Origin of the sequence: Streptomyces sp. NPDC044984 (assembly GCF_040646935.1) — a bacterium.
Lineage (GTDB): Bacteria > Actinomycetota > Actinomycetes > Streptomycetales > Streptomycetaceae > Streptomyces.
Genome location: NZ_JBEZBE010000013.1, coordinates 47343 through 72995 on the forward strand (window position 1 = coordinate 47343; position 25653 = coordinate 72995).

Here is a 25653-nt window from a genome sequence, read left to right on the forward strand (position 1 = left end):
GCCGTGCGCCGGGGAACGGCCGGGGCTGATCGCCGGGTCGGCGCGTGTCCCGGTCACTGGAGTCGGCGGATCTCTCCGCGCACCCGGTAGAAGCCGCCGGCCGCCGGGTGCAGCGCGTCCACGACGTAGCGTGCGCCGGGCACCCGTATCGCCCGCGGGAACTGCACGTTCCAGGAATCGTCGTAGCCGTCGGACACGACGTGGACGCGCAGTCGGCCGTTGTGCTGCACGCATTCGACGACGACGGCACCGGAGGGAGCCTGCGCGACGGTCGCCACCGCGGTCGCGGCCGTGGCCGGCGCGTAGGTCGGCAGCGCCGCGGCGAGCTTGACGTCCCGCGCGACCGGCACCGTGCCCTGCTGCGCCGCGGTGACGGCGGCCTCGCTCGCGTCCACGCACACCAGCGAACCGTCCGTGGTCACCAGGTAGAGCCGCTCGTTCCGGTACTGCATGGACAGCGCCGAGCCGCCTCCCGTGCCGAGCTTCCACAGGCGCGTGCCGTCCCGGTCGAAGCAGTAGACGGACGACGCGGCGTCGCCGGCGAAGACGAACCGTCCGCCCGGGGAGGTGGCGCAGGAGTACACGGCGCTGTCGCAGGCGTAGGTGGCCTCGATGGTGCCGGTCGCCTTCGACAGCCGCTGCACCACGCGGTGCGCCGTACCGGCGTAGACGGTGTCGTCCTCCTGCCAGCCGAACAGCACCCCGCCGCGGGTGGGGGTGTGCCACAACTCGCCGCCGCCGTCGGGCGCGTAGGCCGTGACGCCTCCGTGGTGGCCGTGGTAGACGGCCCGGTCGTCGGCGCGGACCATCCAGGCGTGCTCACCCTGGCTGCGGCGGGTCCACTGGTGCTCGTCCTCGTGGTCGATGACGGTGAGGCGGCCGGCCCGGTCCGAGACGTTCAGCACGCCCTCGTGGATGTCCAGCCAGAAGATGTCGACGTCCGCGGCGATGTCGTAGGCGGCGAACGGCAGCTTCGAGGAGAGGTCGTAGACCCGGCCGTCGTCACAGCCCGCGTAGATCCAGAAGTCGTCCGCGACCAGGCACTTCACCCCGTCCGGCAGGCTGAAGCGGGCCAGTACCTCGCCCTCGTGGTCCAGGGTGAAGACGTCACCGGACTGGTTGCCGACCCAGCAGCGCTCGTCGTCGACGTGGATGCCGAACGCCGAGGAGCCGGTGCCGAACCGCCACAGCACGGGGGCCACGGCACGCGCGGTGGACGGGGCGGAGGCCACCTGACGCCGGGTCACCGCGCGCGGGGCCCGCTGCCCCTGCACCGCCGGCGCATAGCCCTTGCGGACCTTCTCCCCCACCTTCTTCGCCGCGGCGGCCTGCGCCTTCACGGCCGTGGGGAACGTCGTCGTCTGGGTCTGTCCCGTCGCGCCGATCCTGCCGTAGCGCACCGTCACCGTCTGGCCGTCGACCGTGACTTCGTAGAACTTGTGCGCGGCGCCGTCCTCCTGCGACAGCTCCAGATACGTCGTCGACACCGTGGCGCCAGCGGACATGACACACCCCTCCCAGACGGAACCCGCGGCCGCTCCGCCGGGTCCTACTGATCGAACCGTAGGCGCAGCCACTGACAATGGGGTCGGTCGTCGTCGCCGACCCCTCGCCCACGCGTGAACGAACGGACCCATGAACGCCGTAACCCTGCTGGACGTCCTGCTGGACGCCGCCCGCCGTGCCCCCGACCAGGTGGTCGTCCATGTCCGGGGGGACGGCGGTGAAACGCCCGTCACCTTCCGGCGGCTGCTGGAGGACTCCCTGCGCGTCGCGGGCGGTTACCGCGACGCGGGAGTCGCGCCGGGCACCTGCGTGCCGGTGGTCGCGGACCGCGGCGAGGACTTCCAGCCCCTGTTCTGGGGCGCGCTCGCGGCCGGTCTGGTGCCGGTGCCGCTGGCACCCGACGTGCGGCGGGTCCGCCCCGTGTGGGAGCACCTCGGCCGCCCCCCGGTCGCGGTGGACGAGGCCTGCGCGGACGTGGCCGGCCGGCTCCCGGACGGCGCCCGGGTGCTGCGGCTGGAGGAGCTGAGGACGTCCGCCGCCGTCGGGTCGCCCGCCACCGCCGACCCGGAGGACCTGGCGTTCCTGCAGTTCTCCTCCGGCAGCACCGGGGCGCCCAAGGGTGTGGAGCTGACCCACGCCGCCGTGCTGGCCAACCTCCGCCAGCTGATGGAGGCCGCCGCGCTCACCGACCGGGACGTGGTGGTCAGCTGGATGCCGTACTTCCACGACATGGGGCTCATCGGCACCCATCTGGCGCCGCTCGCCGCGCGGGCCAAGCAGGTGCGGATCGCCCCGCTGTCGTTCGCGAAGAACCCCCGGCTGTGGTTCGAGGTGGCCGCCGCGCACCGGGCCACCCTGCTGTCCGCCGCCAACTTCGCCCTGGCGCTGACCATCCGCCGGGTCCCCGAGGAGGTGTTCGCGGACCTCGACCTGAGCACGGTACGGCTGATCCTGGTGGGCGCCGAGCCGATCTCGCCGGCGGTGTGGCGGGACTTCACCGCCCGGACCCGGCCGTCCGGGCTCGACCCCCGGGCGGCGACGCCCGTGTACGGACTGGCCGAGGCGACCCTGGCCGTCACGTTCCCGCCGCCGGGCGAGGTGGCCGTGCCCGTGGCGCTGGAGCGTGCCGCGCTCAGCCGGGGACGGGCGGTGGAGCGGGAACCGGGCGGCGACGCCGTGGAGTTGATGGACGTGGGGCTGCCGGTGCCGGGGTGCTCGGTGCGTGTCACCGACGACCGGGGCCGTCCGCTGGGCGACCGGCGGGTGGGGCACGTCGAGGTGCGCGGTCCGCAGGTCGCCCGGGGGTACCACGGTCTGCCGGAGGCGACCGCGGCCGCCTTCGCCGACGGCTGGCTGCGCACCGGTGACCTCGGTTTCCTCCGGGACGGCCGGCTGTGCGTCAGCGGCCGGCACAAGGACGTGCTCTTCGTCAACGGCCGTACGTTCCACGCCCCGGACATGGAGGAGGTCGCGGCGGCCACGCCCGGGGTGCCGGCCGGGACGACGGCGGTGATCGGGTCGACCGACCCGGTGACCGGCGGGGAGCGGGTGGTGGTGTTCGTGGCCTGGGCCCGGCCGCCGCATGCGGCGGCCGGGGTGCTGGACCGGGTGGCGGGGCGGGTCCGGGCGGCGCTGGGCCACGACGACGTGCGGGTGTTCGCGCTTCCGCCGTCCGCCTTCCCGCGCACGACCAGCGGCAAGGTGCAGCGGCAGCGGATGCGGTCGCGGTTCGAGGCGGGGGCGTACCGGCCCATGGCCGCCTCCGGGGCGGTCCCGACGGGCCGGGAGCCGCTGCGGCCGTCCGGCGGCCCGGCGCCGACGCCCCGCTCCCGCGCCCAGGTGCGGCGCGTGGTGCGGGAGGTCTGGGCGGAGGTGCTGGGGATACCGGAGCCGTCGTTCGGGGACCGGGACCGGTTCGCCGAGCTGGGCGGCGGCTCGCTCAAGGCGATGGAGGCGCTCGCCGGACTGGAGCGGGCGCTGGACGTGACGCTCGGGCCGGCCGTGATGCGCGACGACACGGTGGCCGCGCTCACCGACCACCTCCTGGACGCGGCGGGGCGGCAGGCGTCCGGGCGGCGGGAGATCGCGGGCGGCACGCCGTCGCGGGGCACGGAGACCGCCGTGGTGGGGCTGGCCTGCCGGTTCCCCGGCGCGGGTACGCCGGAGGAGTTCTGGGAGCTGCTCACCGCCGGCCGCGACGCCGTGACGACGGTGCCCGCGGGCCGCTGGGGCACGGCCGGGGCGGAGGACGGACGGTGGGGCGCCTTCCTGGACGACCCCGCCGCCTTCGACGCCGGCCACTTCGGGATCGGTGCCGAGGAGGCGCGCGCGCTCGACCCGCAGGCGCGGATCTTCCTCGAACTCGCCCACGAGGCACTGGAACGCGCCGGATACGCCGGGCCGCGCCGCCACGGCCTGCGGATCGGCGTCTTCGCCGCCGTCGGCGACAGCGGCTACCGGCAGGTCCTCGCCGAGGCCGCCCCCGGCGGTGCGCCGCCGGCCGAGGCCGTCCTGACCGGCAACCTCCCGAACCTCGTCGCCGCCCGCGTGGCGCACTGTCTCGACCTGGACGGCCCGGCGCTGGCCGTGGACACCGCCTGCTCCTCGGGCCTGGTGGCCCTGCACCTGGCCCGGCGCAGCCTCGCGGACGGCGAGTGCGACATCGCGGTCGTCGGCGGCGTCAACCTGCATCTGACCCCGGCCGCGCACCGGTCCCTGGAGGCGGCGCAGGCCCTGTCGCCGACCGGGCGCGGCCGCGCCTTCGGCTCGGCGGCCGACGGGTTCGTACCGGGCGAGGGCGGGGCGGCACTCGTCGTACGGCGCCTGGCGGAGGCCCGCCGTGACGGTGACGCGGTGCTCGCCGTCGTCCGTGGCACCGCCGTCAACAACGACGGTACGTCGCTGAGTCTGCTGGCGCCCAATCCGCTGCGCCAGCGGGAGGTGATCACCCGGGCGTACGAGGACTGCGGCGTCGACCCGGCGTCGGTGACCTACGTCGAGGCGCACGGCACGGGCACGGCCGTCGGCGACCCGATCGAACTGCGGTCCCTCGCGCACGCCTTCCCGCCCCGCCCGGACGGCCGGCCCCGGCTGCTCGGCTCGGTGAAGACCAACATCGGGCATCTGCTGAACGCGGCCGCGCTGCCCTCGCTGGTGAAGGTCGTCCTGGCCCTCGGCCACGGCCGGCTGCCCGCCTCGCTGCACCACACCCCGCCCTCCCCCGCGGTGGAACGGTCCGGGTTCGCCCTGGTCACCGGGGAGACCGGCTGGGAGTCGGACGGGCCGCGCAGGGCGGGCGTCAACGCCTTCGGCTTCGGCGGCACCAACGCGCACGCCGTCCTGGAGGAGGCCCCGCCCGCGCCGGTGCGCACCGCGCGCCGGGCGGCTGGCGGCCCCCGTCTGCTGACCCTCTCGGCGGGCAGCGCGGAGGGGCTGGAGGCGTGGACGTCGCGGCTCGCGGAGCACCTGCGCGAGCACCCGGAACTCGACGAGGCCGACGTCTGCGCGACGGCCGGTGCGGCGCGGGACGACCGGCCCCACCGTCTCGCGCTCGTCGCCGACGGCGACCTGCCAGAACGGCTCGCCGCGGCGTCCACGGCGCTTCGGGGCGCGCTCACCGGGACGGTGACGCACCGGCCCCGGACCGTCTTCGTCCTGCCCGGTCAGGGCGGCCTGCGGCCGGGTCCGGGCCGGGCGCTGTACGCCACGGCACCGGTGTACCGCGCCACGCTCGACGAGGCGTCGGCGCTCGTCGGCACGGTGGGCGGGCGGGAGCTGACGGACTGGTGCGCCGACGGCGACGTGTCCGAGGACGACCTGGCCGCGACGGAGGTGGCGCAGCCGCTGCTGGTCGCGCACGGGGTCGCCCTCGCCCGGCAGCTGACCGCCTGGGGCGTACGGCCCGACGCGGTCGTCGGGCACAGCGTCGGCGAACTCGCGGCCGCCTGCGTGGGCGGGACGCTGTCCCTGCGCGAGGCGGTCACGTTCGCGGCGGAACGTGGCCGGCTCATGGGCGGGTCGACCGCACCGGGCGCCATGGCGGCCGTACTGGGCGCCGGGGAACGGGAGGTGGCCGCCCTGGTGGACGCCTCCGGGGGTGAACTGGCGGTCGCGGCGTACAACGGGCCGGGGCGGCTGGTGATCTCCGGCACCCCCCACGCGGTCCGCCGGGCCTCGCGGCGGCTCACCGGACAGGGCGCGGCGGTCCGCCCGTTGCGGGTGTCGCGCGCCTTCCACTCCCCGCTGATGGAGCCGGTGGCGCAGGCCCTGGCGGACGCGGCGCGCGGGCTGACGCCGACGGCGCCCACGACGCCGGTGATGAGCACGCTCACCGCCGCGTGGCAGCCGCCGATGACCCCGGACCACCTGCGCGAACACGCCCTGCGCCCGGTGCGGTTCGACCGGGCGGTGGCGCGTCTGGTGGAGGAGGGCTACGACACGTTCGTGGACCTCGGTCCGACCCGGACGGTCACGGCGGACGGCGATGTCTTCATGGTGTCCATGCCAGCGACACCGTTCGGTGCACGGGAGTTGCTGGAGGTCGTGGCACAACTGTGGACCCGAGGCGTACCAGTGGACCGTACGGCACTCGACGAGGGACACCGACGGATACCGCTCCCGCCCTACCCGTACCAACGACGCAGGTACTGGCCCGAACCCGCAGCGCAGGGCTTGCTGCACGACATCGTGTGGCGGAACACGCCCTCCGCGGGCAGTCGTGCCGCCGGGGCGGCACGGGTGGGCGATGGGGGCACCTCCCAGGCCGTTCAGGCACTGGGGGAGGCACCTCGCGAGCGCCGAGCGGCGCAACCCCACCCCCGGCCCGTGGCAACGCACCCCGGCGTCGTAGTGACCGGTGCGGACCCGACAGCGGTACGCCGACTGGCAGACCGACTCGTCGACCAGGGGGCGGATGACGTCGAGCCTCCGGAAACCGTGATCCTGCTCGCCGACACGGCCCGACCCCAAACGCTGCCGGACCTGGAACAGCACCAGCACCAGGCAGTCACGGCGCTACGCGAAGCACTCGCACTGCTCGACCGCACCGGCGCCCGCCGCCTGCTGGTGGTGACCCGGGACGCACACGTCACGGGCCACGGCCCGGAGCACCCGGACCCCGCCCAGGCGATCCTCGGCGGCCTGGCCCTGGCCGTCCCCGAGGAGTCGGGGGTGATCGCGAACTGGATCGACCTCTCCTCCCTCGACGACGAGGAACAGCACCTGCGGGCACTGCTCGCCGAGGCGTCGGCGCCGCAGGCGGAGGGAGCCGTCGCATGGCGGGCCGGGCAGCGCTCGGTGCGGACCGTCGTGCCGCGCACCGGGGAACACGCGGCCGACACGGCCCCGTTGCCCGCCGACGGCACCTACCTCATCACGGGCGGCGCCGGAGGCATCGGCTCCGCACTGGCCCGGCACCTCGCCGACCGCGCCCGCCCCGTCCTCGTACTGGCGGGCCGCTCGTCCCACCCGCCCCGGGGCCTGCTGGAAGAGCTCACCGCGCTCGGCGCCGACGCCCGCTACGTCAGGGCCGACCTCACCGTCCCCGACGACGTGGAACGGCTCGTCGCCGGGCTGCCCCCGCTGGACGCCGTCTTCCACGCGGCCGGGGTCGCCCGGCCCGGCAGTCTGCGCGGCACGGACGTGCGGGAGACGGTCGACGCGCTGGGCGCGAAGACGCTCGGCACCGTCCTGCTGGCCGGGGCGCTGGACCGGCACGGGCAGCGCCCCGGGGTGTGCGTCGCGTTCTCGTCGGTGTCGTCGGTGCTTCCCGGCCTGGCCGGCGCCCTGGGCGCGTACGCGGCGGCGAACGCCTTCCTCGACTCCTTCGCCGGCGCCGAGCGGCGGGCGGGCCGCCCGTGGCTGTCGGTGAACCTCGGCCCGTTCGGCGAGACGGGTCTCGCCGCCGGGGGCGCCGCCGGTCTCGCGACCGCCGCGGGCCGTCCGCTGGCGACGGCGCCCGCGCTGGCGGCCCTGTGGTCGGCCTGCGGCACGAACGTGGCGCAGCTGGTGCTCGCCGATCTGACACCCGTGGCGCCTCCCGCCGTGCCGGTGCCGCCGCCCACGGCCGACGGGACAGATGGGCGGACCCCGGCCTCCCCCGGTACGGCCGACGAGACGAGTGGGCGGACCCCGGCCTCCCCCGGTACGGCCGCCGTGCTGCGGGAGCTGCTGGCGCGGTCCCTCGAGGTCCCGCCGGCGGCCGTCGACGACGACACGCCGTTCCTGGCCCTCGGCCTGGACTCGCTGGGCGCCGTCGACCTCGTCAAGCGGCTGGAGCGGAAGCTGGGGCGGGACCTGCCCACCACGCTCTTCTTCGAGCACCGGACCGTGCGCGAACTCGCCGCCCACCTCGACGACCGGACCCCGGACCGCCCGGACGGCGAGCCCTTCGCGCTGACACCCGTCCAGCTCGCGCTGCACACCAGCAGCCTGCTCCACCCGGACGTCCCGGCGCGCGGTCATCTGCGGCTGACGGTCCGCGGACCGCTCGACACCGGCCTCCTCGGCCGGGCGCTGGCACACCTGGCGGAACGGCACGGCATGCTGCGGCTGCGGGTGGACACCTCGGGCGCCCGGCCGGCGCAGCGGGTGGCGGCGCCGGTTCCGGTGGCGGACTGGTACGAGGTGCTGGACTGCGCCGCCGAGGACGTGGCCGGTATCGAGTCCGCCGTGTGCAACCGGCCCTTCGACCTGACGGCGGGTCCGCCGGTGCGTGCCGTGCTGCTCCGCCAGGAGCCGGAGCTCGCCCATCTGCTGCTGGTCGTGCACCACGCGGCCGCCGACGGGTACAGCCTCAACGTCCTCGCCGAGGAACTGTGGGCCGCGTACACCGCGCTGTGGCACGGCGAGCCCGCACCGCAACAGGCGCTTCCCGCACCGGACTTCGCGCGGTACGCGGCGAGTACGCGGCGCTCCGGCGTGCCGGACGCCGTCCGGCGTTACTGGGCGGAGCGTCTCGCCGCGCGCGGCGCGCCCCTGCGGCTGCCCTACGACGGTGATCCCGACGCTCCCGCGACCGGCCCGATCGTGCAGCACCACGGCGCGTTCGACGCGGAGTCGAGTGCCGGTCTCGAACGGCTCGCCGCCGCGCACGGCGTGTCCCTGTTCCATCTGCTCCTCGCCGCGTACGTGCGCTGCCTCGCGCGGTGGACGGGGCGCCGGGACGTCGCCGTGAACGTGGCCAGGGCGGGCCGCGACGACCGCTTCGAGGGGGTGGAGCGGCTCGTCGGTCCGCTCGCCGACACCCTGCCGCTGCTGTGCGAGGTGGACGACGGGGAGCCGGTCGTGGCGCTGGCGGAGCGGTTGCGCCGCCGGTGGCTGGAGAGCGAGCGGCACGCCGGGGTGAGCAGCCTGGACCTGGCCGGCATGCTGCCCGGCGACGGTGCCGGCCCCCGCACGGTGAGCCCGGCGGGCTTCAGCTTCGCCCGGTTCCCGGCCGCGGCGGCCCCCGGCTGCCCGGTGGAGGTGGGGGCGACCGCGGCCGGCACCGGGTCGGCGACGACCCGGCTGTCCCTGCTGTGCTGGGCGGACGGTCCGGTGCTGCGCGTGTCGTGGAACTTCCCGGCGCCGCTGTTCGAGCGGGCCACCGTGGCCCGTCTGGACCGGGAGTTCCGCGGGGAGCTGGCGGCCGCCTCGCGCACTCCCGCCGGACCGGTGCCGTCCCCCCGGCCCGACGGACACGTTCCCCTGGTCACCCGGCTGCTCGACCGGTTCCGTACGCGCTCCGGCGCGATCGCCGTCGACGCCGGGGACGCGTCCCTCACCTACGGGGCGCTCGACCGCGCCTCCGCCGCGCTCGCGGCACGGCTGCGTGCCGACGGCGTCCGTCCGGGCGACCTGGTCGGGCTGCTCACCGAGCAGGGCGCGGACACGGTGGTGGGTGTGGTGGGCATCCTGCGGGCCGGGGCCGGCTGGGTCCCGATGGATCCGGAGCACCCCCGGGCGCGGCTGGCCGATCAGCTGACCCGTACGGGCGCCTCCACGGTGGTGTGCCACTCCCCCACCCTGCGCCTCGCCCAGGCCCTGACCGGCGTACGGACGGTGGCGGCCGACGCCCCGCCCGCCGACGCCCCGCCCGCCGACGACGGCCGCCCCGTCGCCGTCGCGCCGGACCCCGGGGCGGTCGCGTACGTCATCTTCACCTCCGGGTCGACGGGACGCCCGAAGGGGGTGCCGGTCTCCCACCGGGCGATGGAGAACTACCTCGACTGGGCCGTCGACACCTTCGGCTACGGCCCCGGCGACCGTCTCGCGCAGACCGCGTCGCCGTGCTTCGACGCCTCGGTGCGCCAGTTGCTCGCGCCGCTGATGGTGGGCGGCACCGTGGTGACCGTGCCCAGGCACCTGCTGCGCGATCCCGAGCTGCTGCTGGCGCACGTGGAGCGGGCGCGGGTGACCGTGTGGAGTTCCGTTCCGACGCTGTGGGAGCAGCTGCTGTCCGCCGCCGAGGTACGGGCGGCGCGGGGCGTGGCACCCGTGGACCTGTCGGCGCTGCGCTGGGTGCACGTCGGCGGTGAGGCGCTGCCCGTGGAGCATGTGCGGCGCTGGTTCGACCTGTTCGGCGGCGGCACGCGCATCGCGAATCTGTACGGGCCGACCGAGGCGACCGTCAACGCCACCTGCCACATCATCGGGGCGCGCCCGGGCGACGAGGTACGGCGGCTGCCGATCGGGCGGCCCGCGGCCGGTGCCCTGCTGGAGGTGGTCGACGCCGACGGTGCCGTGTGCGGCGCGGGCGAGGCCGGGGAACTGCTCATCGCGGGCGTCGGTCTGACCACCGGCTATCTGGGCGAACCGGAGCTGACCGCGCGGGCGTTCACGATGCGCGGGGGGCGGCGCTGGTACCGCAGCGGGGACCGGGTGCGCCGGTCGGCGGACGGCGTCCTGGAGTTCCTGGGGCGGCTCGACGACCAGGTGAAGATCCGCGGGAACCGGGTGGAGCCGGGAGAGGTGGAGGCGGCGCTGCAGACCTGTCCCGGTGTCGGGCGGGCCGTGGTGCTCGCGCACGAGGGGCGGCTGCTCGCCTTCGTCACCACCCGGACGGGGGCCGAACCGCCGGTCGCGGGTGAGGTGCGCCGGCATGTGGCCGGGCTGCTGCCGTCGTACATGGTTCCGGCGCGGATCACGTGCGTCGACGCGCTGCCGCTGACCGGAACCGGCAAGGTGGACCGTTCGGCGCTGCTGACGACGGGCGCCGAGGCCGCCTCCGGCGGTCCGGACGCGTCGTCCGGTGACGGGAGGACTCCCCCGGCCACGGCGACCGAACGCCGGCTGGCGGCGATCTGGTGCGACGTGCTGCGGGTGACCGACGTGTGCCGGGAGGACGACTTCTTCGAACGGGGCGGCGATTCACTGCTCGTCCTGCAGGTGTTCGCCCGGCTCGCGGAGCGGGCGGGGCCGCTGCCCCGGCCGACCGTGATCTACCGTCACCGCACCCTCGCCGCGCTGGCGGAGGCCGTGGACGCCGCCGCGGATGGGGCTTCCGAGGCCCTGGACGCGGCCGCGGAAGGGGAATTCGAGGCTGGGGACGCCGCCGCGGAAGGGGACTCCGGAACCGGGGGCGCCGCTGCGGGAGGGGACTCCGAGGCCGGGGGCGCCGCGCCCGTTCCGGCCGGTGACCAGGACCCCGGTCCGTTCCCGGTCACTCCCGGTCAGCGCGGATTCCTCCTCGCCGAGGCGCTCTCGCCGGGCGGCGGAACGTGGCTGGCGCGGCTCCGGCTGTCCGGGCCGCTGGACACGGACCTCTTCCAGCGGGCGGTGGACGTGCTGGTGGAGCGCCACGGCATGCTGCGCACCGTCTTTCCCGCCGGTGCCCGGCCGCCCGTTCAGCAGGAGCTGCCCCGGTCGCTGCGGCTGCCGGTCGACTTCGAGACGGTCGCCGGGCCCGCCGAGGTGGACGAGCGGTCCGCGACCGAGGCGGAGCGACGCCTGGAACCCTGGGCGTGGCCGTTGATACGCCTCCGGGTGCTCACCCTGGAACCGCGGGAGCACGTCCTGCTGGTGCACGCGCACCATCTCATCGGCGACGGCTACAGCTCGGCACTGCTGATACGGGAACTCACCGAGGTGTACGACCGGTTGGCGGAAGGTGCCGTGCCCGCACCGCCCGCGCCGCGGGCCGGCTTCCGCGACCACGCCCTGGCGGCGGCCGGGTCCGGCGCCGGCGCACCGGCCACGGCGGAACACCGGGCCCGGGCCGGCCGGCTGAACGCCCCGTACCGGCCGCCGGTGCTGCGCACCGCCGCCGTGAGCGGCGACCACCGTTTCGAGTCGGCCGGGTTCACGCTCGACGCGACACTGACGGCCGCCCTGCGCGAGGTCGCCTCGGCCGCGCGGACCACGCTGTACGCCCCGCTGCTGACCGCCTACTACCAGGAGCTGACGGTGGTGACGGGCCGGCCGGATCTGGTCGTGGGCCTGGCGGTCAGCGGTCGGGACGGTGCGCTGCCCGACGCGCACCGGATCTTCGGGCCGTTCGCCGGCGCCGTACCCGTGCGACCGGCCGGTGCGGCCGACGCGCCCCTGACGGACGGGGAGTCCGGTGACGCGCTGCGCCGGATCGTGGCGGAGGCGGAGGAGGCGCGCGCCCACGAGGACGTCGTTCCCCGGCGCGCCGACGGTCTGCCCGTGACGTCGCAGTTCTTCTTCACCTACCTCGACTTCGCCGCGCTGGCCCCGCGGGGCGACGGCGCGCTGCGGGTGTCGTGGGAGGCGGCGGACAGCGTGTTCCTGCCGCCGTCGTCGGCGACGGACCTGTTCATGGCGGTACGGCCGGACGGTGACGGGCTGCGGGTCACGGTCCGGGGCAGCGCCGCCGCGTTCTCCCCGGCCGCGCTCGACGGCTTCGTCCGCTCGGTGCGCGCCCGTCTGGTGCGGGCGGCCGGGAACCGCCGGATCGTGGTGCCCCCGCCGAGGAAGCGGCGGGGGACGATGGACGCGGCTCTCGTCGGCTACCTGCCGGCGCCGGAGCACCTCGCACGACTGGCCGGCCTGCCCGAGGCGGCGCTGCCCCGGGCCGAGGTGCGCGACCTGCTGTTCCCCGACGGCGGGCCGAGGCTGCTGGAGACGGTGCGCACGCCGCTGGGCCGGTCGGGTTTCGTGTGCGTGCCGCTGTTCGCCGACGAACTCGGGCGGGGGGCCTCTCTGGTGGACCACACCGCTCGCGCGGTGTCGCTGGCCGCCTCCCTGGGCGCGCGCTGTGTGTCCCTCGCCGGGATGATCCCGTCGCTGACCGGATACGGCTTCGACGTGCTGCGGCACCGGCAGTACCCGTCGGCGGTGACGACGGGGCACGCGGCGACGGTGGTGTCGGTGGTCAAGACGGTGCACGCGGCGCTGGACGCGACCGGCCGGGACCTCGCGGACCTGGAGGTGGCGTTCGCCGGGCTGGGTTCGATCGGTGCGTCCTCGCTCGAGCTGCTGCTGTCGCTGGCCGCCCGCCCGCCCCGGCGTCTGCTGCTGTGCGACGTGCGCGGCAGCGGACCACGGCTGCGGGAACTCGGCCGTCGGCTGCGGGAGCGCGGGCTGGCCGGCGAGGTGGAGGTCGTCGAGGCGCAGCGGATGCTGCCGGACGCCGTGCACGCCGCGGACCTGCTGGTGACGGCGGTGAGCGGGGCGACGGCGGTGCTCGACGTCGACCGGCTGCGGCCCGGTGCCGTCGTGGTCGACGACTCCTTCCCGCACTGCTTCGACACCGGACGGGCCCTGGCCCGTATGCGGGAACGGAACGACGTCCTGGTCGTGGGCGGCGGGCTGCTGCACGTCGGCCACACCGGCCGGGAGGTCGCCGCCGACCTCCCGGCCGCGGCGGCGGCCGGCTACCTCGCCCAGCCCTGGATCGAGGGAACCCTGGCCTCCTGCCGCACCGAGTCCCTGCTGCGCGCCTCGGACGACCGGCTGCCGCTGGTGCACGGCCTGGTGGACGCGGCGGTGGCGCGGGCCCACTGGGACGCCGTGGAGGAGGCCGGGGTCACGGCGGCACCGCTGCACCTGCTCGGTCACACCGTCGACCCGGCACCGGGCGCCGGTCTGTCCGAGCCTCCGTCAGATACCGAACTCCGCCGGTGACAGGCCGAGGGCCGAGCAGGCGTCGCGCACGGCGTACTGCTCGGCCGGCTCGAAGCTGCCGTCGGCCCCGGCGACGACCATGCCGGTCTGGACGACGGCCCGGGCCTCGGCCGGCTTCTTCGCCGCCTTGGCGATGTCCTCCAGCGCCCGGGCCTTGCCCAGCTCGAAGTTGGCCGTGAGCCGGTCCACGTGCTCGTTGAACCGCTTGCGGAGCTGGTCCGCCGGGAAGTTCTGCAGCACCTCGTTGGAGACGATCAGTTCCTCCACGCGCTGCCGCTCGGCCGGGTCGACGCGTCCGTCGGCCGCGGCGACCAGCGCGCACATCGCCATGCTGGCGTCCCGGTAGGCGCCGCTCTTGAGCTCCGCCTTGGCCGACGCGAGCTGGGACTTGAACAGCCCCATCAGCTGGGCCTTGGAACCGCCGCCCGAGGAGGAACCGTGCCCGTGCTGCTGTCCGCCTCCCGCCCGTGCGCCCTGGGACTGCTGGAGGGCCCTGGCCTGTTCCTTGAGCCGGTCAAACATCGCCACTTGGTGCCACCTCTTCTGTCGCTGTCACGGTCCGTCCGGTCAAACGGACGCGGCCGCGCCCATGTTCCCGGACGGCAAAAGAAAAGCAAAGCCGAAACCGTCGACACTCCGACGGCCCGACTCGGCACTGACGGCACCAGGACTCCCGGTCCGACCCGACACCGACGCACCAGGAATCCCGGTCCGGGGAAGCTCACACGCACGAGAGGAACAGCCCGCGGTTCAGCCGCAGGAGCGTGCTCGGCGGCCCGGTCTCCATGACGCCGTCCTCCGGCGGCGGTCACGGCACCCGGGCAGCGGCCGAACAGATCACAGGTTTGGCCGCCCGCAGAACGGGTGAGGCGGCTGGGATGTCGTCGCCCCGCATCTCTGCCGCCACACCCCGTACCGGGAACGCCCCCGCGCCCCAGCCGGCCCGCACGGCCGGCGCGAGCGGGACGGAGCGGCCGCAGGCGCCCGCCGGACAGGACGACGCGTCCCGGCGGGCGCCGCGGCGTGACGCGTTCTTCGACAACGCCAAGTACCTGGCGATCGTGCTGGTCGCGGTGGGGCACGCCTGGGAGCCGCTGCGCGACGGCAGCCGGGCCGTCAGCGCGCTGTACATGCTCGTCTACGCGTTCCACATGCCCGCGTTCATCGTCCTCGCGGGCTACCACTCGCGCGGTTTCGACGGCAGTCCGGAGCGCGTCAAGCGCCTGGTCACCGGCGTCGCCCTGCCGTACCTCGTGTTCGAGACGGCGTACACCTTCTTCACCCGGTGGACGGACGGCGTACCCGACCGGCCGGTCACGCTCCTGGAGCCGCTGTACCTGACGTGGTTCCTGGCCGCGTTGTTCGTGTGGCGGCTCACCACGCCGCTGTGGAAGCTCGTGCGGTGGCCGGTTCCCGTCGCGCTCGTCGTCGCCATGCTGGCGACGGTCTCCCCGTCGCTCGGCGAGGACCTCGACCTGCAGCGCACCCTGCAGTTCCTGCCGTACTTCGTGCTCGGTCTCGTCCTGCGGCCCGAGCACTTCCGGGCGGTGCGCCGCCGCCGGGTGCGGATGCTGGCCGTACCGGTGTTCGCCGGCGCGCTGGCCGTGGCGTACTGGGCGGTCCCGCGGGTGACGTCCGCCTGGCTCTACCACCGTGACAGCGCCCAGGAACTGTCCGCCCCGGCCTGGTACGGCCCCGCCGTGACCCTGGTCCTGTTCGGCTGCTCGCTGCTCCTCGTCGCCTGCTTCCTCGCCTGGGTGCCGGGTCGGCGGACCTGGTTCACGGGGCTGGGCGCGGCCACGATGTACGGCTATCTGCTGCACGGTTTCGTCGCGCAGGTCAGCAAGTACTGGGGCTGGTACGACCCGGAGTGGCTGTACCGTCCGCTCGGCGAGGTCACGGTCACCCTGGTCGCCGCCGTGGTCGTGACGGCGTTGTGCGCACCGCCGGTGCGCCGGGTCTTCCGCTGGGCGGTGGAGCCGAGGCCCGCCTGGGCGTTCAGGCGCTGACCGGACCGGAGACCTCCTTTCCCTGATCGTTCACGGCCGCTCCCCCCGCGTTCATCCGCGCCGCCCAGGATGCGCCATGGGCATGCCCGCATCAGCCGGTGTGCCCTTCATCGTGCGGCGATCAGGGAGGGCGGCTGCTGATGCGGACGGGACAGCGGCGAAGACGGCCGGGCGGCGGGTCCGGGGCGCGGCGTCTCACGGGAGTGGCGCTCGCGGCGCTGCTCCTGGTGGGCGGGACCACGACGGCGGCCCAGGCCGGCCCCGAGCGGCCCGCGGAGCGGGCCGGTTCGGCGGAGGGGACCAGCCTGCCGACGCTGGTCCCCCGTGACGGGACCTATCTGGAGGGCACCGAGCACGTCGCGGCCACACCGACGCTCGCCGGTGACTCCGTGGCGAAGCTGGCGGTCGACGGGAAGGAGGTCGACGCGGAGCGGACGGTCGGGGTGTCCCGGCTCACCTTCGACGTGGGCTCGAACTCGACGGAGGCCCGTTACCGCAACCACATCGTGGTCAACGGCGGCCACCGGGCCGACATCGGCGACCTCGCCAACGAGCGGGGCACGATCGGGATACCGAACCAGCACCTGGTCAAGGGCGAGAACACGATCGAGATCGTCGCCGGTGCGGTCGAGAGCTCGTGCGGCACCAACCACGACGACTTCGTGCTCTCGGACATCACCCTGGAGCTCCTCGGCGAGAGGGCCGACGGCGAGGAGAACGAGTACACCTACTCGTTCGGCGACGGCAGTTGCGGCACCAACCCCACCCTGCGGACGAGGGCGACCCTCACCTTCTTCGTCCTGGGCGACCCGCAGGGCACCACCGGACTGCGCGCCGATCTGGACACCACGGAGCTCGGCAACGGCACGCACGTCCTCAGTGCGACCACCGCGTCGGGCAAGACGGTCGAGAACGACGTGACCGTCAACAACGCGCCCGCGGGCGCGCCCCGGTTGCTGCCCGAGGACGGCACGCTGGTGGCCGGTCCGCGGACGGTGTCCGCGAGCCTCCCGGCCGGGACCGACGGCGGCGTCGAGTCGCTGACCGTGGACGGGGCGGCGCCCGTCACCGAGGCGCACCTCGGCAACGGCGCGGCCGTCTTCTCCTTCGACGTCGGGTCGAACTCGATCGACGACAAGTACGACAACCACCTGCTGGTCAACGGCAAGCGGATCGACCTGGGCGGCACCTGGGCGAGCCAGCGGACGGAGATCACGGTCCCGGCCCGTCACCTGGTGCCGGGCGACAACACCGTCAAGGTGGTCACCGGCGCGTACCGGGACGGCTGCGGCGACAACCGCGACGACTTCGACATCGCGCACCTCGAACTCGCCCTGGACGGCGCCACCGTCACGGGCCGGGACGTCGCGGACTCCTACGCCCTGGGCGACGGTTCCTGCGGCAGCGGTGACACCCGCCTGCGGGAGGTCGAGCTGCACTACTCGATCGACGCCCCGGCCGTGCACGTCAGTGACACCCTCGGCGCCGGGACCGCGACCCTCGGCTTCACCGTGGGCACCAACGCGATCGAGGCCCGCTACGGGAACCACGTCCTGGTGAACGGCCGCAAGCAGGTGCTGGAGAGCGACTTCGCCGGACAGCACGTCGACCTGGCCTTCCCCAACGAGTGGCTGGAGCCCGGCTGGAACACCGTCGACCTCGTCGCCGGCACGTATCCCACCTCGTGCGGGGAGAACCGCGACGACTTCGCCGTCTCCGGCATCACCCTCACCCCGGCGAGCGGCACCGCCACCGGGCGGATGATCAAGGGCTCGTACAGCCTGGGCGACGGCGACTGCGGGGACAACGTCAACCCGCTGACCGAGATCGACCTCGAGTTCTTCGTCGAGGGCCCCGCACAGGGGCTCCGCGCCGACCTCGACACCCGGCGGATCGACGACGGCGAGCACACCCTGGCCGCGGTCTCCCGGTCCGGCGAGAAGGCCACGCGCACGCTGGTCACCGACAACTCGGCACCCCGGGTCACCACCAGCGTCCCGGCCGCCGGGCAGCGGATCACCGCGTCGGTCGTGCTCGACGTACGGCTGGAGGACGCGTCCGGCGTGGTCGACGGCCCGGAGGTGAGGCTCGACGGGAAGCCGGTCGAGCCCGGCACGGCCGTGGGTCCGGGCCTGTCCGCCGGCGCGCACACCCTGTCGGTGTCCGGCACCGACAGCCTCGGCAACACCGGCACCCGCGAGGTGAGGTTCACCTCCGCCGGCATCCCGGACACCCCGGCCGGCCTCACCCCGAAGGCCGGCACGACCGACGCGGGCCGCAGTGTCCGGCTGTCGGCCGAGGTGGCCGAGCCCGACGGGGGCACGGTGAGCGCCACGTTCTCCGAGGCCGAGATCCTCACGCCGCGGCGGGTGTACGAGGGCACCGCGGACTCCGTCCCCACGACGCTGCGGGTGCCGGGCGAGCGCCGGGTGAAGGCCGCCGGTCTCGCGCCCGCCGACGGCAGGACCCTCGACGCACCCGCCGCCCAGGAGGTCACCTACCAGCGCTTCGACGTCCCGGTGAAGGGCCGTGCCGACGCGCCGGTGCTGCGCTGGGAGGGGGTCATCGACCCCGAGCGGCTCGCCGCGCTGCGCGTGTGGAACACCGCGGCGAAGCGGTGGGACGTCCTGACCAGCGCCCGGGGCGCCGCCGACGGCGACACCGTGCTGACGGCGGTCGTCGACCGCGCGTACGTCGACCGGCAGCGGGTCCACGTCATGGTGACCGGCGAGGACCCGTTCGCCGACGACATCGACGCCGGTGACCCGGACCGGTTCGCCGACCCCGACGCGTACGACTTCTCGATCGTCCACTTCACCGACACGCAGTACCTCTCCGAGGGTGCGGTGGAGCAGGAGACGGCCGCGGAACGCGCGGTGTGGGAGAAGGCGTACGGGGACGTCACGCGCTGGATCGCCGCCAACAAGGACGAGCGGAAGATCTCGTACGTGGCCCACACCGGCGACATCATCGAGAACAACATCCGCAAGCCCGCCGACGAGGCCACCCGGCGGCAGGTCGTGGGCGAGATGGAGGTGTCCTCGAAGCAGCAGCGGATCCTCGACGACGCCGGGGTCCCCAACGGTGTGATCGCGGGCAACCACGACAACCGGTCGGGCACCGAGAACGGACCGGACGCGCTCTACAACCAGTACTACGGGCCGGACCGCTACCGGGCGCTGTCCGAGGGCTGGCGGCACGCCGAGTACGGCGGTCCCTGGCGGCCGGGTGACAACCAGAACCACTACGACCTGTTCTCCGCCGGCGGTGCCGAGTTCGTGGTGGTGGGCCTGTCGTACGGGGTGACGAAGGAGGAGGCCGCATGGGCCGCCTCGGTCTTCGCCCGCTATCCCGACCGCAACGGCATCCTGCTCTCGCACGACTACCTGGCGCCGAGCAGCAGCCCCGACGGGCGCGGCGCCCCGTTCTCCGCGCCCGACGGGTCGATGCTGTACAGGACGGTGGTGCAGGACAACCCGAACGTGTTCCTGATCCTCGCCGGTCACGAGCACGGCGTGGGCACCAACGTGAAGCCGAAGGTGGGCGAGGTCTCCCACGGCGTCGTCGAGCTGCTCGCGGACTACCAGTTCTACACCGTGTCCGCCGACCGGCTCGGGCTCACCGAAGTGGGCGGCTACCGGCCCGACGACCAGCTCCGGTTCGGTTCGAGCTTCTTCCGGATGCTGCAGTTCGACGTCGACCGGGCCGAGCTGACCGTGGACACCTACTCGCCGCTGCTCGACGAGTTCGGCGCCACCGAGTACGACGCGGACCACCGCTACGACGGCACCGAGGACAACATGGTGCTGCCGGTGGACCTCAGCACCCGCACCACGTCGTTCAGGACGGACTCGCTGGCGCTGTACGACCCGGTGCGCGTCATCGGCAGGGACAGGGTCGATTCCGGTGAGGTCGCCTCGGTGACCTGGAAGAACCTCAGGCCGGGCACGGCCCACGCGTGGTTCGTCACGGCGCGTTCGGCCGGCGGCGGTGTGACCGCGTCCGAGCCGAGCGTCTTCGTGACGAAGGACGCGGGCGGTCGCCCCGGCGCCTGGGGTCCCGGTGTACCCGGCTACCCGTGGTTCACGTCCGCCGAAGCCCGACGGTGAACGGCTGAAACGCACCCGCCGCCCCGGACCGGTCGGTCCGGGGCGGCGGTGTGTCCGGCCCTCCGCGGGGGTTCAGCCGACCGCCCACTTCTGGTTGGCGGCGCCCGTACAGGTCCAGATCTGCAGGCGGGTGCCGTTGGCGGAGTTGTTGCCGGTCACGTCCAGGCACTTGTCGGCCTGCGGGTTGACGATGTCGCGGGCGGCGGTGACGACCCATCTCTGGGCGGCGGTGCCGTTGCAGTCCCACAACTGGACCGGCGTGCCGTCGGCGGTGCCGCCCGAGGCGACGTCCAGGCACTTGCCGAGGGCGCGGACCGTGCCGTCGGAGCCCACGGTCCAGTTCTGCGCGGAGGTGCCGTTGCAGTCGTAGAGCTGTACGGGGGTGCCGTTGGCGGTGTTGGCCCCGGCGACGTCGACGCACTTGCCGGCCAGGCCGCGGATCGCGCCGCCGGCCGGGGAGTCACCGGTCGTCACCGACACGTGGTCCACCACGAGTCGCTGCGGGAAGACGGTGGAGCCGTCCGGGTCCCCGGGCCAGTAGCCGCCCACCGCCAGGTTCAGGATCAGGAAGTACGGCTTGTTGAACACCCACTGCCTGCCGCCGAGGTCGGCGGGGGTGCGCCGCTGGTAGACGTTGCCGTCGACGGACCAGGTGATCGAGTCCGGTGCCCAGTCGACGGCGAAGGTGTGGAAGGCGTCCGCGAAGGCCTGGCCGCCCGGCAGCGTGTAGCCGGCGCCGATGCCGCCGGAGCCGGAGTAGCCGGGGCCGTGGATCGTGCCGTGCACCGTGGAGGGTTCGAAGCCGACGTTCTCCATGATGTCGATCTCGCCCGAGTCCGGCCAGTCGACCGGCGTGCCCAGCATCCAGAACGCGGGCCACATGCCCTGCCCGCGCGGTATCTTCATCCGCGCCTCGACGTGCCCGTACTGCGCGGTGAACCTGCCGGAGGTGTTGAGCCGTGCCGAGGTGTACTGGCAGGTGCCGTACCAGCACTGGTAATCGGCCGGGTTCTCCTTGCGGGCCGTGATGACCAGGTGGCCCTGGCCGTCCAGGGCGGCGTTCTTGTTGCCGGACGTGTAGTACTGCCGCTCGTGGTTGTTGACGTTGTCGCCGGTCTCGATCTGCCACTTCGAGGAGTCGACCGCCGCGCCGGCGGGCCCGTCGAAGGTGTCCGAGAACGTCACGGCCGCCGCGGCGGTGACATCGGCCGGTTCCGCCTTCGCGGTCCCTGCCGCGCCGGACGCGACCAGTGCGGCGGACACGGCGGCGACCAGCCATCTGCGGAGTCTGCGCGGAGAGGACATGGCTCTCCCTTTCCGTACGGCGACCCGGATGTACGGGTGCGCCGACCGAGGGTGTGGGGGTGAAGGTGCAACCACTTGATTCAAGGAGTGAGATAAGAGGGCGTCAAGTACCTGGTACGGACCAGGAATCACCAGCGTGCACCCGGGCCGCGCCCGGACCCCCGTTCACGCCGTCGTGCCCCACGAGGTCCGGTGCGCGCAGCCCGGGTCGTGCTCGGTCGCGCACGACGTCCACCAGCGTTCGCAGCAGGCGGCCTCCACCTCCGCCTGCGCGAGCGCGGCGGCCGTCGCGTCGCGCCGCGCCGCCCGGCGGCCCTCGCGTTCCCGCAGGGCGGCGACGGTGCGCCGTTCGTCGGCGATGACGGTCTCCCGCACGACTCCGATCACCGGGGCGAGCGAGGCGACCGCCATCGCGAGGGTGGTCCAGAGGGGGACGGCGCCCCAGGTGCGCACGGTGCAGAAGGAGAGCCAGAGGGCGACGGCGACGTACATGGCGATGAGAGTGCGGCTGCCCCTGCTCATGGCTGGTCCCCCTTCTCGGTCCGTCCGGTGGCCTTCTGATGCCCCGGATGCGCGCGGGCATGACTCCTTGACGACGACATCGACCAAGTGCCCTTGCATGCAGTCGAGTTGCCACCCGTCCGCCGCACCGTGCGTCACACTGCTCGCTAGGAGTCCGGCCGTCGGGGAGCGAGGGCGGAACATGGTCGCGCACAGACCGGTCGTGGCCACGGTGGCGAGGACGCTGCTGCTGGTGGGGTGCACCGGGACGGAGGAGGGGGCCCGCGCCCCGAAGCCGTCCGGGGGAGGGAGGACCACGGCCGGTGAACCGGGTCCCGGCCCGTCGTCCCCGGCCGCCTCCGAGGACACCGGCCCGTACACCGTGGCGAAGGAGCGGGCGCCCGGCACCCGGGCCGAGGCGGTCGAGTTCGTGCGCGGAATCACCGTGCGGCCGGACGGCATGACGGGGCACCGGACCGAAGGGCGCCGAACGGGTGCGCTACATTTTGCTCGCCCTTGACCGCGATCATTCACGATCTCTCACGCTACGGAGCCGGCACCCCCATGAGCGACATCGTCAACGGACTCGGCCGGGCCACCGCCTACGGCGCACTCGGACTGGTCCTGCTGGTCCTCGGCATCGTCCTGGTCGACGTGCTGACGCCCGGAAAGCTCGGCCGGCAGATCTGGCAGGAGCGCAACCGCAACGCCGCGGTGGTGCTGAGCTCCTCGCTGCTCGGCATCGGCGGGATCGTGTTCACGTCGATCTGGACCACGTACGAGGACTTCGGCAAGGGGCTGGCGTCGACCGCAGCGTTCGGCGTGCTGGGTCTGGTGATGATGGCCGTGGCGTTCCTGGTGGTGGACCTCATCACCCCGGGGCGGCTGGGTGCCACGCTGGTCGATCCCGAACCCCACCCGGCGGTCTGGGTGACGGCTTCCTGCAACCTCGCGGTGTCCGCCGTCGTTTCGGCGTCCATCGCCTGACGCGGGCGCCTTCGTACCGCCCGGCTGACCGCCCGGCTGCCGCGTCCCGGGGCGCGGCAGCCGGGCGGTGGCGGTTCAGGAGCCGGTGCGGGTGAGCGTGGACGGCGCCGTCGAGGAGCTGCCGGTGGCCGTGAAGCCGAAGGTGGTCGTGGTGCCCGGTGCGACGGCGCCGTTCCAGTCGTTGTTGCGCACCGTGACCGCTCCCCCCGTCCCGGTGTTCCGGCCGTTCCAAAGGCCGCTGAGGGACTGCCCCGACGCGAGCGTCATGAGGTGAGGGGTCCGGTGCCGGAAGCGGCGCAGTCGGCGCCGTCGTCCTCGACACCGGGTTCCGCCGCGACGGGAACGAGGGTGTCGGTGGTGCCCGGCTGCGGGAAGAGAGCCGCGACGGCCAGGCTCACGGCAACCGCGAAGACCGCGGCCGCCCAGGCCCGGGCCCGGTGTCGGGGGAAGCGCACCGGTACCTCCAGAGGGAGGTGGGAGCGCCCCCAGGCCGGGAATGCCTTCAGGGACATGACAATAACACCGGCGGGCCCGTTCGAGATTGACTCTTTCGAACCCCTGTCGAAAGCCGGAAGCCGCATGCGATCTGCTCTGACGCCGAGGGCCCTGCCTCAAAACACCCTGTCCGTCCAGGGCGTGACGAGCGAAACCTTCGCACGACGTGCGACCGCACTGCCGCATCTGTCGGCAGCAGGACACGGATGAGGGCACGGGCACGCCTCTGCGGTACGGCCTGACCACGGCGCCGCCGCCCCGCCCCGGTCAGGCCACGCGGGCGCGCTCCCGTACCGGGCGGGCCGGCTCGGGCCGGACGCGGGTGGCCGGCTCGGGGCGGGCGGCCGACTGGGCGCGGGCGGCCTGACCGGAGCGGGTCGCCTGACCGGAGCGGGTGGCGGGGCGGACGCGGTACGTCGTGCGGTTGGGGTCCACGACGGGCTCGCCCAGGGTGATCCGCCCGGCCGCGTGCAGCGCGTCGCATTCGGCGGTGGGCAGGGCGGCGTAGCAGCCCCCCGCGCCGGTGGTCGAGTCGAGCGGGCGCCAGTAGCTGTACCTGCGGCGGCCGTTGGCGTACTCGGTGACGTACGTGGGAGTGCGCGGGTCGGAGATGATACGCAGCACGTCGGTGCTGGTGGTGTCGGCCGGGGTGCGCGGCCGGGAGGGGACGGCCGGGAACTCGGTCGTTATCGGTCCGCCGCGACGGTGGTCCGGTCGGCGGCGCGCGGTCGGCAGGGCGACGAGGGTGTGGGGGCGGTCGACGGTGGCGAGCATCAGCAGGACCTTTCCGGAGCCGGGATACGAGACCGTCTACCCAGCGCGGCGCCGGAGTTGATCTCCTTTTCCGATCATTGTGCAACCTCACACCGACAACGCGCAGGCGCCACGCCCAATTTCGGGCCGGCGTGTTCGTCCCGGCAGGTCAGGCGCCCGGTCCCGGGTCCGGGCGGACCGCCGCGTCGATGCCGGCGCGCGCCGCTTCGAGCTGGGCCGCGAAGGCGATGCCGAGGAAGAGGGCGACGGCGGTGAGGTAGGCCCACAGCAGCAGCGCGACGAAGGCGGTGAGCGGCCCGTACAGGGCGCCGAACGCCCCGCTGCCCTCGACGTACAGGGCGAGCAGCCACGTCGCCGCGACCCACAGCAGGAGGTGCACGGCCGAACCGAAGGCCAGCCAGGTGTAGCCGGGCTGGGTACGCCGGGGCGACCAGCGGAAGATCACCGCCGAGGCGACCCACGCCAGCGCCAGTCCCACCGGCAGCTGCAGCACGGTCCACCACCTCGCGCCACCGGATCCCCCGGCCACCCGGACCACCGCGTCGCCCACCGCGTCGCCGGCGACGAGCACGACGAACCCGAGGACCAGCGGCAGGCCCGCGGTGAGCGCGAGGAGGACGGCCCTGCCGTACTTGCGGGGGAAGGGGCGGTCTCGTTCGATCCCGTAGATGCGGTTGGCGCCCCGCTCGATCTGGCCCATGGCGGAGGCGAGGTTCAGCAGGGCGAAGCCCAGGCCGAGCCAGAGCGCCAGCGCGCTCCCGACGTCGTCGTGGGCGCTGCGCCGGGTCCCCTCGAAGGCGTCCTCGACGATGTCGGCACTGGCGCCGGGCACGATCCGGCCGAGGGTGAGCTCGATGACCCGGCCCACGCCCTCGGTGTGCACGGAGGTCGCCAGGCCGACCAGCGCCACGGTGAACGGCACCAGGCCGAGGACGACTTGGAAGGCGAGCGCCCGCGCGTTGGAGAAGCCGTCCGCGTAGCGGAAGCGGGCGAAGGAGTCGGTCAGCAGCCGCAGGCCCCCGTAGTGCCGCAGCGCGGCGAACGCCTCGTCTCCGGAGAGTTCCTCTCCGATCATGTCCCGGGTCTGCGGGACGTGGACGACGGTTCCCATACGCGGACACTCCTCGCGTCGAGTGGCTCTGCTCCCTTCATTGATGGCCCGTTTCCCCGACGTCACACCCGCGGCGCCCCGCGCCGCCCCACCACGGCGGGCGGCGGTTCACCGGGCGGGCGCGGCCGTGCGCAGGTGGCGGCGTGTGACGCCTCGGTCAGGAGGTGCGGCGGTTTCCCCGGGAGGCCCGCGGGTGGCGGCGTCAGGAGCCGTCGCCGAGCGGGTCGTGTCCCCAGTTCATCAGCGAGTGGCGCCAGCGGGTGTCGCGTACGTCGCCGGACGGGCGCTGGGCGAGGTGGCGGCGGATGTAGCCGACGACCTTGCGCATGTGCTCGTAGTCGTCGTCGGAGAGGTCCTTCTTCCCGGCGCGGAGGATGCCGACGATGCGGCGGCCGGACGCGTGACCGGTCGACTCGCCGCCGTCCGCGTGCTGGCCCGCGCTGCGGGACTCCTCCGTGCCGAGCCACTTCTCGAGGTCGGCCGGCTTCATGTTGACCAGCTCGCGGAACTCGTCCCAGGTGTCGTCCTTGCGGTCCGGTTCCACGGCGCTCACTTCTTCTTCTTGAGCGCGGAGGGCTTGTGGACCGCCGGCTTGCCCGACTTCTCGCTGCGCACCTCGTACTGCGGTTCCTCCTCCGAGGCGGCGACCGTGCGTCCGGCCGCCTCGGTACGCTCGGTGATCTTTTTCTCGACCTTGCCCGTCGTCTCGCTGCCGTGGCTGCTCCAGGCGACCTCGTCGCCCTTGTGGAGATCCCTGCCGCGGCCGGTGCCCTTGCCCATGTCCAGCGCC

Annotated in this window: 15 protein-coding genes; 5 read left to right on the forward strand and 10 right to left on the reverse strand. The window is 74.2% G+C overall.

Annotated features, from left to right (window positions below; all coding sequences use genetic code 11):
- Positions 1 to 53: 53 nt before the first annotated feature.
- On the reverse strand, positions 54 to 1505 hold the full coding sequence (locus tag AB0A94_RS16260) for a WGR domain-containing protein (protein ID WP_361744732.1): 1452 nt from the start codon (positions 1503 to 1505) through the stop codon (positions 54 to 56).
- Positions 1506 to 1635: 130 nt separating this feature from the next.
- Here AB0A94_RS16260 and AB0A94_RS16265 point away from each other — a divergent pair, with 130 nt between their 5' ends.
- Positions 1636 to 13572 carry an amino acid adenylation domain-containing protein gene (locus AB0A94_RS16265; RefSeq protein ID WP_361744733.1) on the forward strand — a complete coding sequence of 3979 codons (11937 nt, stop codon included), beginning with the start codon at positions 1636 to 1638 and terminating at the stop codon, positions 13570 to 13572.
- Here AB0A94_RS16265 and AB0A94_RS16270 read toward each other — a convergent pair.
- Positions 13549 to 14100, reverse strand: a complete 552-nt coding sequence (locus AB0A94_RS16270) for a TerB family tellurite resistance protein (RefSeq protein ID WP_361744735.1) — start codon at positions 14098 to 14100, stop codon at positions 13549 to 13551. The two genes, AB0A94_RS16265 and AB0A94_RS16270, sit on opposite strands and share 24 nt — an antisense overlap.
- A 350-nt stretch (positions 14101 to 14450) precedes the next feature.
- Between AB0A94_RS16270 and AB0A94_RS16275 the strand changes: the two genes are divergently transcribed.
- Both AB0A94_RS16275 and AB0A94_RS16280 read left to right on the forward strand, forming a co-directional pair.
- Positions 14451 to 15581, forward strand: a complete 1131-nt coding sequence (locus AB0A94_RS16275; RefSeq protein ID WP_361744737.1) for an acyltransferase family protein — start codon at positions 14451 to 14453, stop codon at positions 15579 to 15581.
- A 140-nt stretch (positions 15582 to 15721) separates the two neighbouring features.
- The gene (locus AB0A94_RS16280) at positions 15722 to 19690 is read left to right on the forward strand and encodes a metallophosphoesterase (protein WP_361744738.1); all 3969 of its coding nucleotides are present in this window, start codon (positions 15722 to 15724) and stop codon (positions 19688 to 19690) included.
- Between the two features lie 72 nt (positions 19691 to 19762).
- Here the strand turns inward: AB0A94_RS16280 and AB0A94_RS16285 are convergent, their stop codons facing one another.
- Both AB0A94_RS16285 and AB0A94_RS16290 read right to left on the reverse strand, forming a co-directional pair.
- Complete coding sequence (locus tag AB0A94_RS16285) at positions 19763 to 20995, reverse strand: family 16 glycosylhydrolase (protein ID WP_361744739.1); 1233 nt, start codon at positions 20993 to 20995, stop codon at positions 19763 to 19765.
- Between the two features lie 165 nt (positions 20996 to 21160).
- Positions 21161 to 21517 (reverse strand): hypothetical protein, encoded by a 357-nt coding sequence (locus AB0A94_RS16290; RefSeq protein ID WP_361744741.1) that lies wholly within the window; start codon positions 21515 to 21517, stop codon positions 21161 to 21163.
- Between the two features lie 181 nt (positions 21518 to 21698).
- Here AB0A94_RS16290 and AB0A94_RS16295 point away from each other — a divergent pair, with 181 nt between their 5' ends.
- Together AB0A94_RS16295 and AB0A94_RS16300 are read left to right on the forward strand one after the other, a co-directional pair.
- Positions 21699 to 22016 (forward strand): hypothetical protein, encoded by a 318-nt coding sequence (locus AB0A94_RS16295; RefSeq protein ID WP_361744742.1) that lies wholly within the window; start codon positions 21699 to 21701, stop codon positions 22014 to 22016.
- A 44-nt stretch (positions 22017 to 22060) separates the two neighbouring features.
- Complete coding sequence (locus AB0A94_RS16300) at positions 22061 to 22483, forward strand: DUF350 domain-containing protein (RefSeq protein ID WP_361744744.1); 423 nt, start codon at positions 22061 to 22063, stop codon at positions 22481 to 22483.
- 75 nt (positions 22484 to 22558) lie between these two features.
- Here AB0A94_RS16300 and AB0A94_RS16305 read toward each other — a convergent pair whose 3' ends face one another.
- The 6 genes from AB0A94_RS16305 to AB0A94_RS16330 form a co-directional block, all read right to left on the reverse strand.
- The gene (locus AB0A94_RS16305) at positions 22559 to 22750 is read right to left on the reverse strand and encodes a cellulose binding domain-containing protein (protein ID WP_361744746.1); all 192 of its coding nucleotides are present in this window, start codon (positions 22748 to 22750) and stop codon (positions 22559 to 22561) included.
- Positions 22747 to 22995 (reverse strand): hypothetical protein, encoded by a 249-nt coding sequence (locus tag AB0A94_RS16310; protein WP_361744748.1) that lies wholly within the window; start codon positions 22993 to 22995, stop codon positions 22747 to 22749. The genes AB0A94_RS16305 and AB0A94_RS16310 overlap by 4 nt, the downstream gene beginning before the upstream one ends.
- Before the next feature lie 250 nt (positions 22996 to 23245).
- The gene (locus AB0A94_RS16315) at positions 23246 to 23752 is read right to left on the reverse strand and encodes a hypothetical protein (protein WP_361744750.1); all 507 of its coding nucleotides are present in this window, start codon (positions 23750 to 23752) and stop codon (positions 23246 to 23248) included.
- A 148-nt stretch (positions 23753 to 23900) separates the two neighbouring features.
- Complete coding sequence (locus AB0A94_RS16320) at positions 23901 to 24863, reverse strand: YihY/virulence factor BrkB family protein (protein ID WP_361744752.1); 963 nt, start codon at positions 24861 to 24863, stop codon at positions 23901 to 23903.
- A 202-nt stretch (positions 24864 to 25065) separates the two neighbouring features.
- Positions 25066 to 25407 (reverse strand): DUF3140 domain-containing protein, encoded by a 342-nt coding sequence (locus tag AB0A94_RS16325; RefSeq protein WP_361744980.1) that lies wholly within the window; start codon positions 25405 to 25407, stop codon positions 25066 to 25068.
- A 5-nt stretch (positions 25408 to 25412) separates the two neighbouring features.
- Positions 25413 to 25643 (reverse strand): DUF2945 domain-containing protein, encoded by a 231-nt coding sequence (locus tag AB0A94_RS16330; RefSeq protein WP_361744754.1) that lies wholly within the window; start codon positions 25641 to 25643, stop codon positions 25413 to 25415.
- Positions 25644 to 25653: the final 10 nt, after the last annotated feature.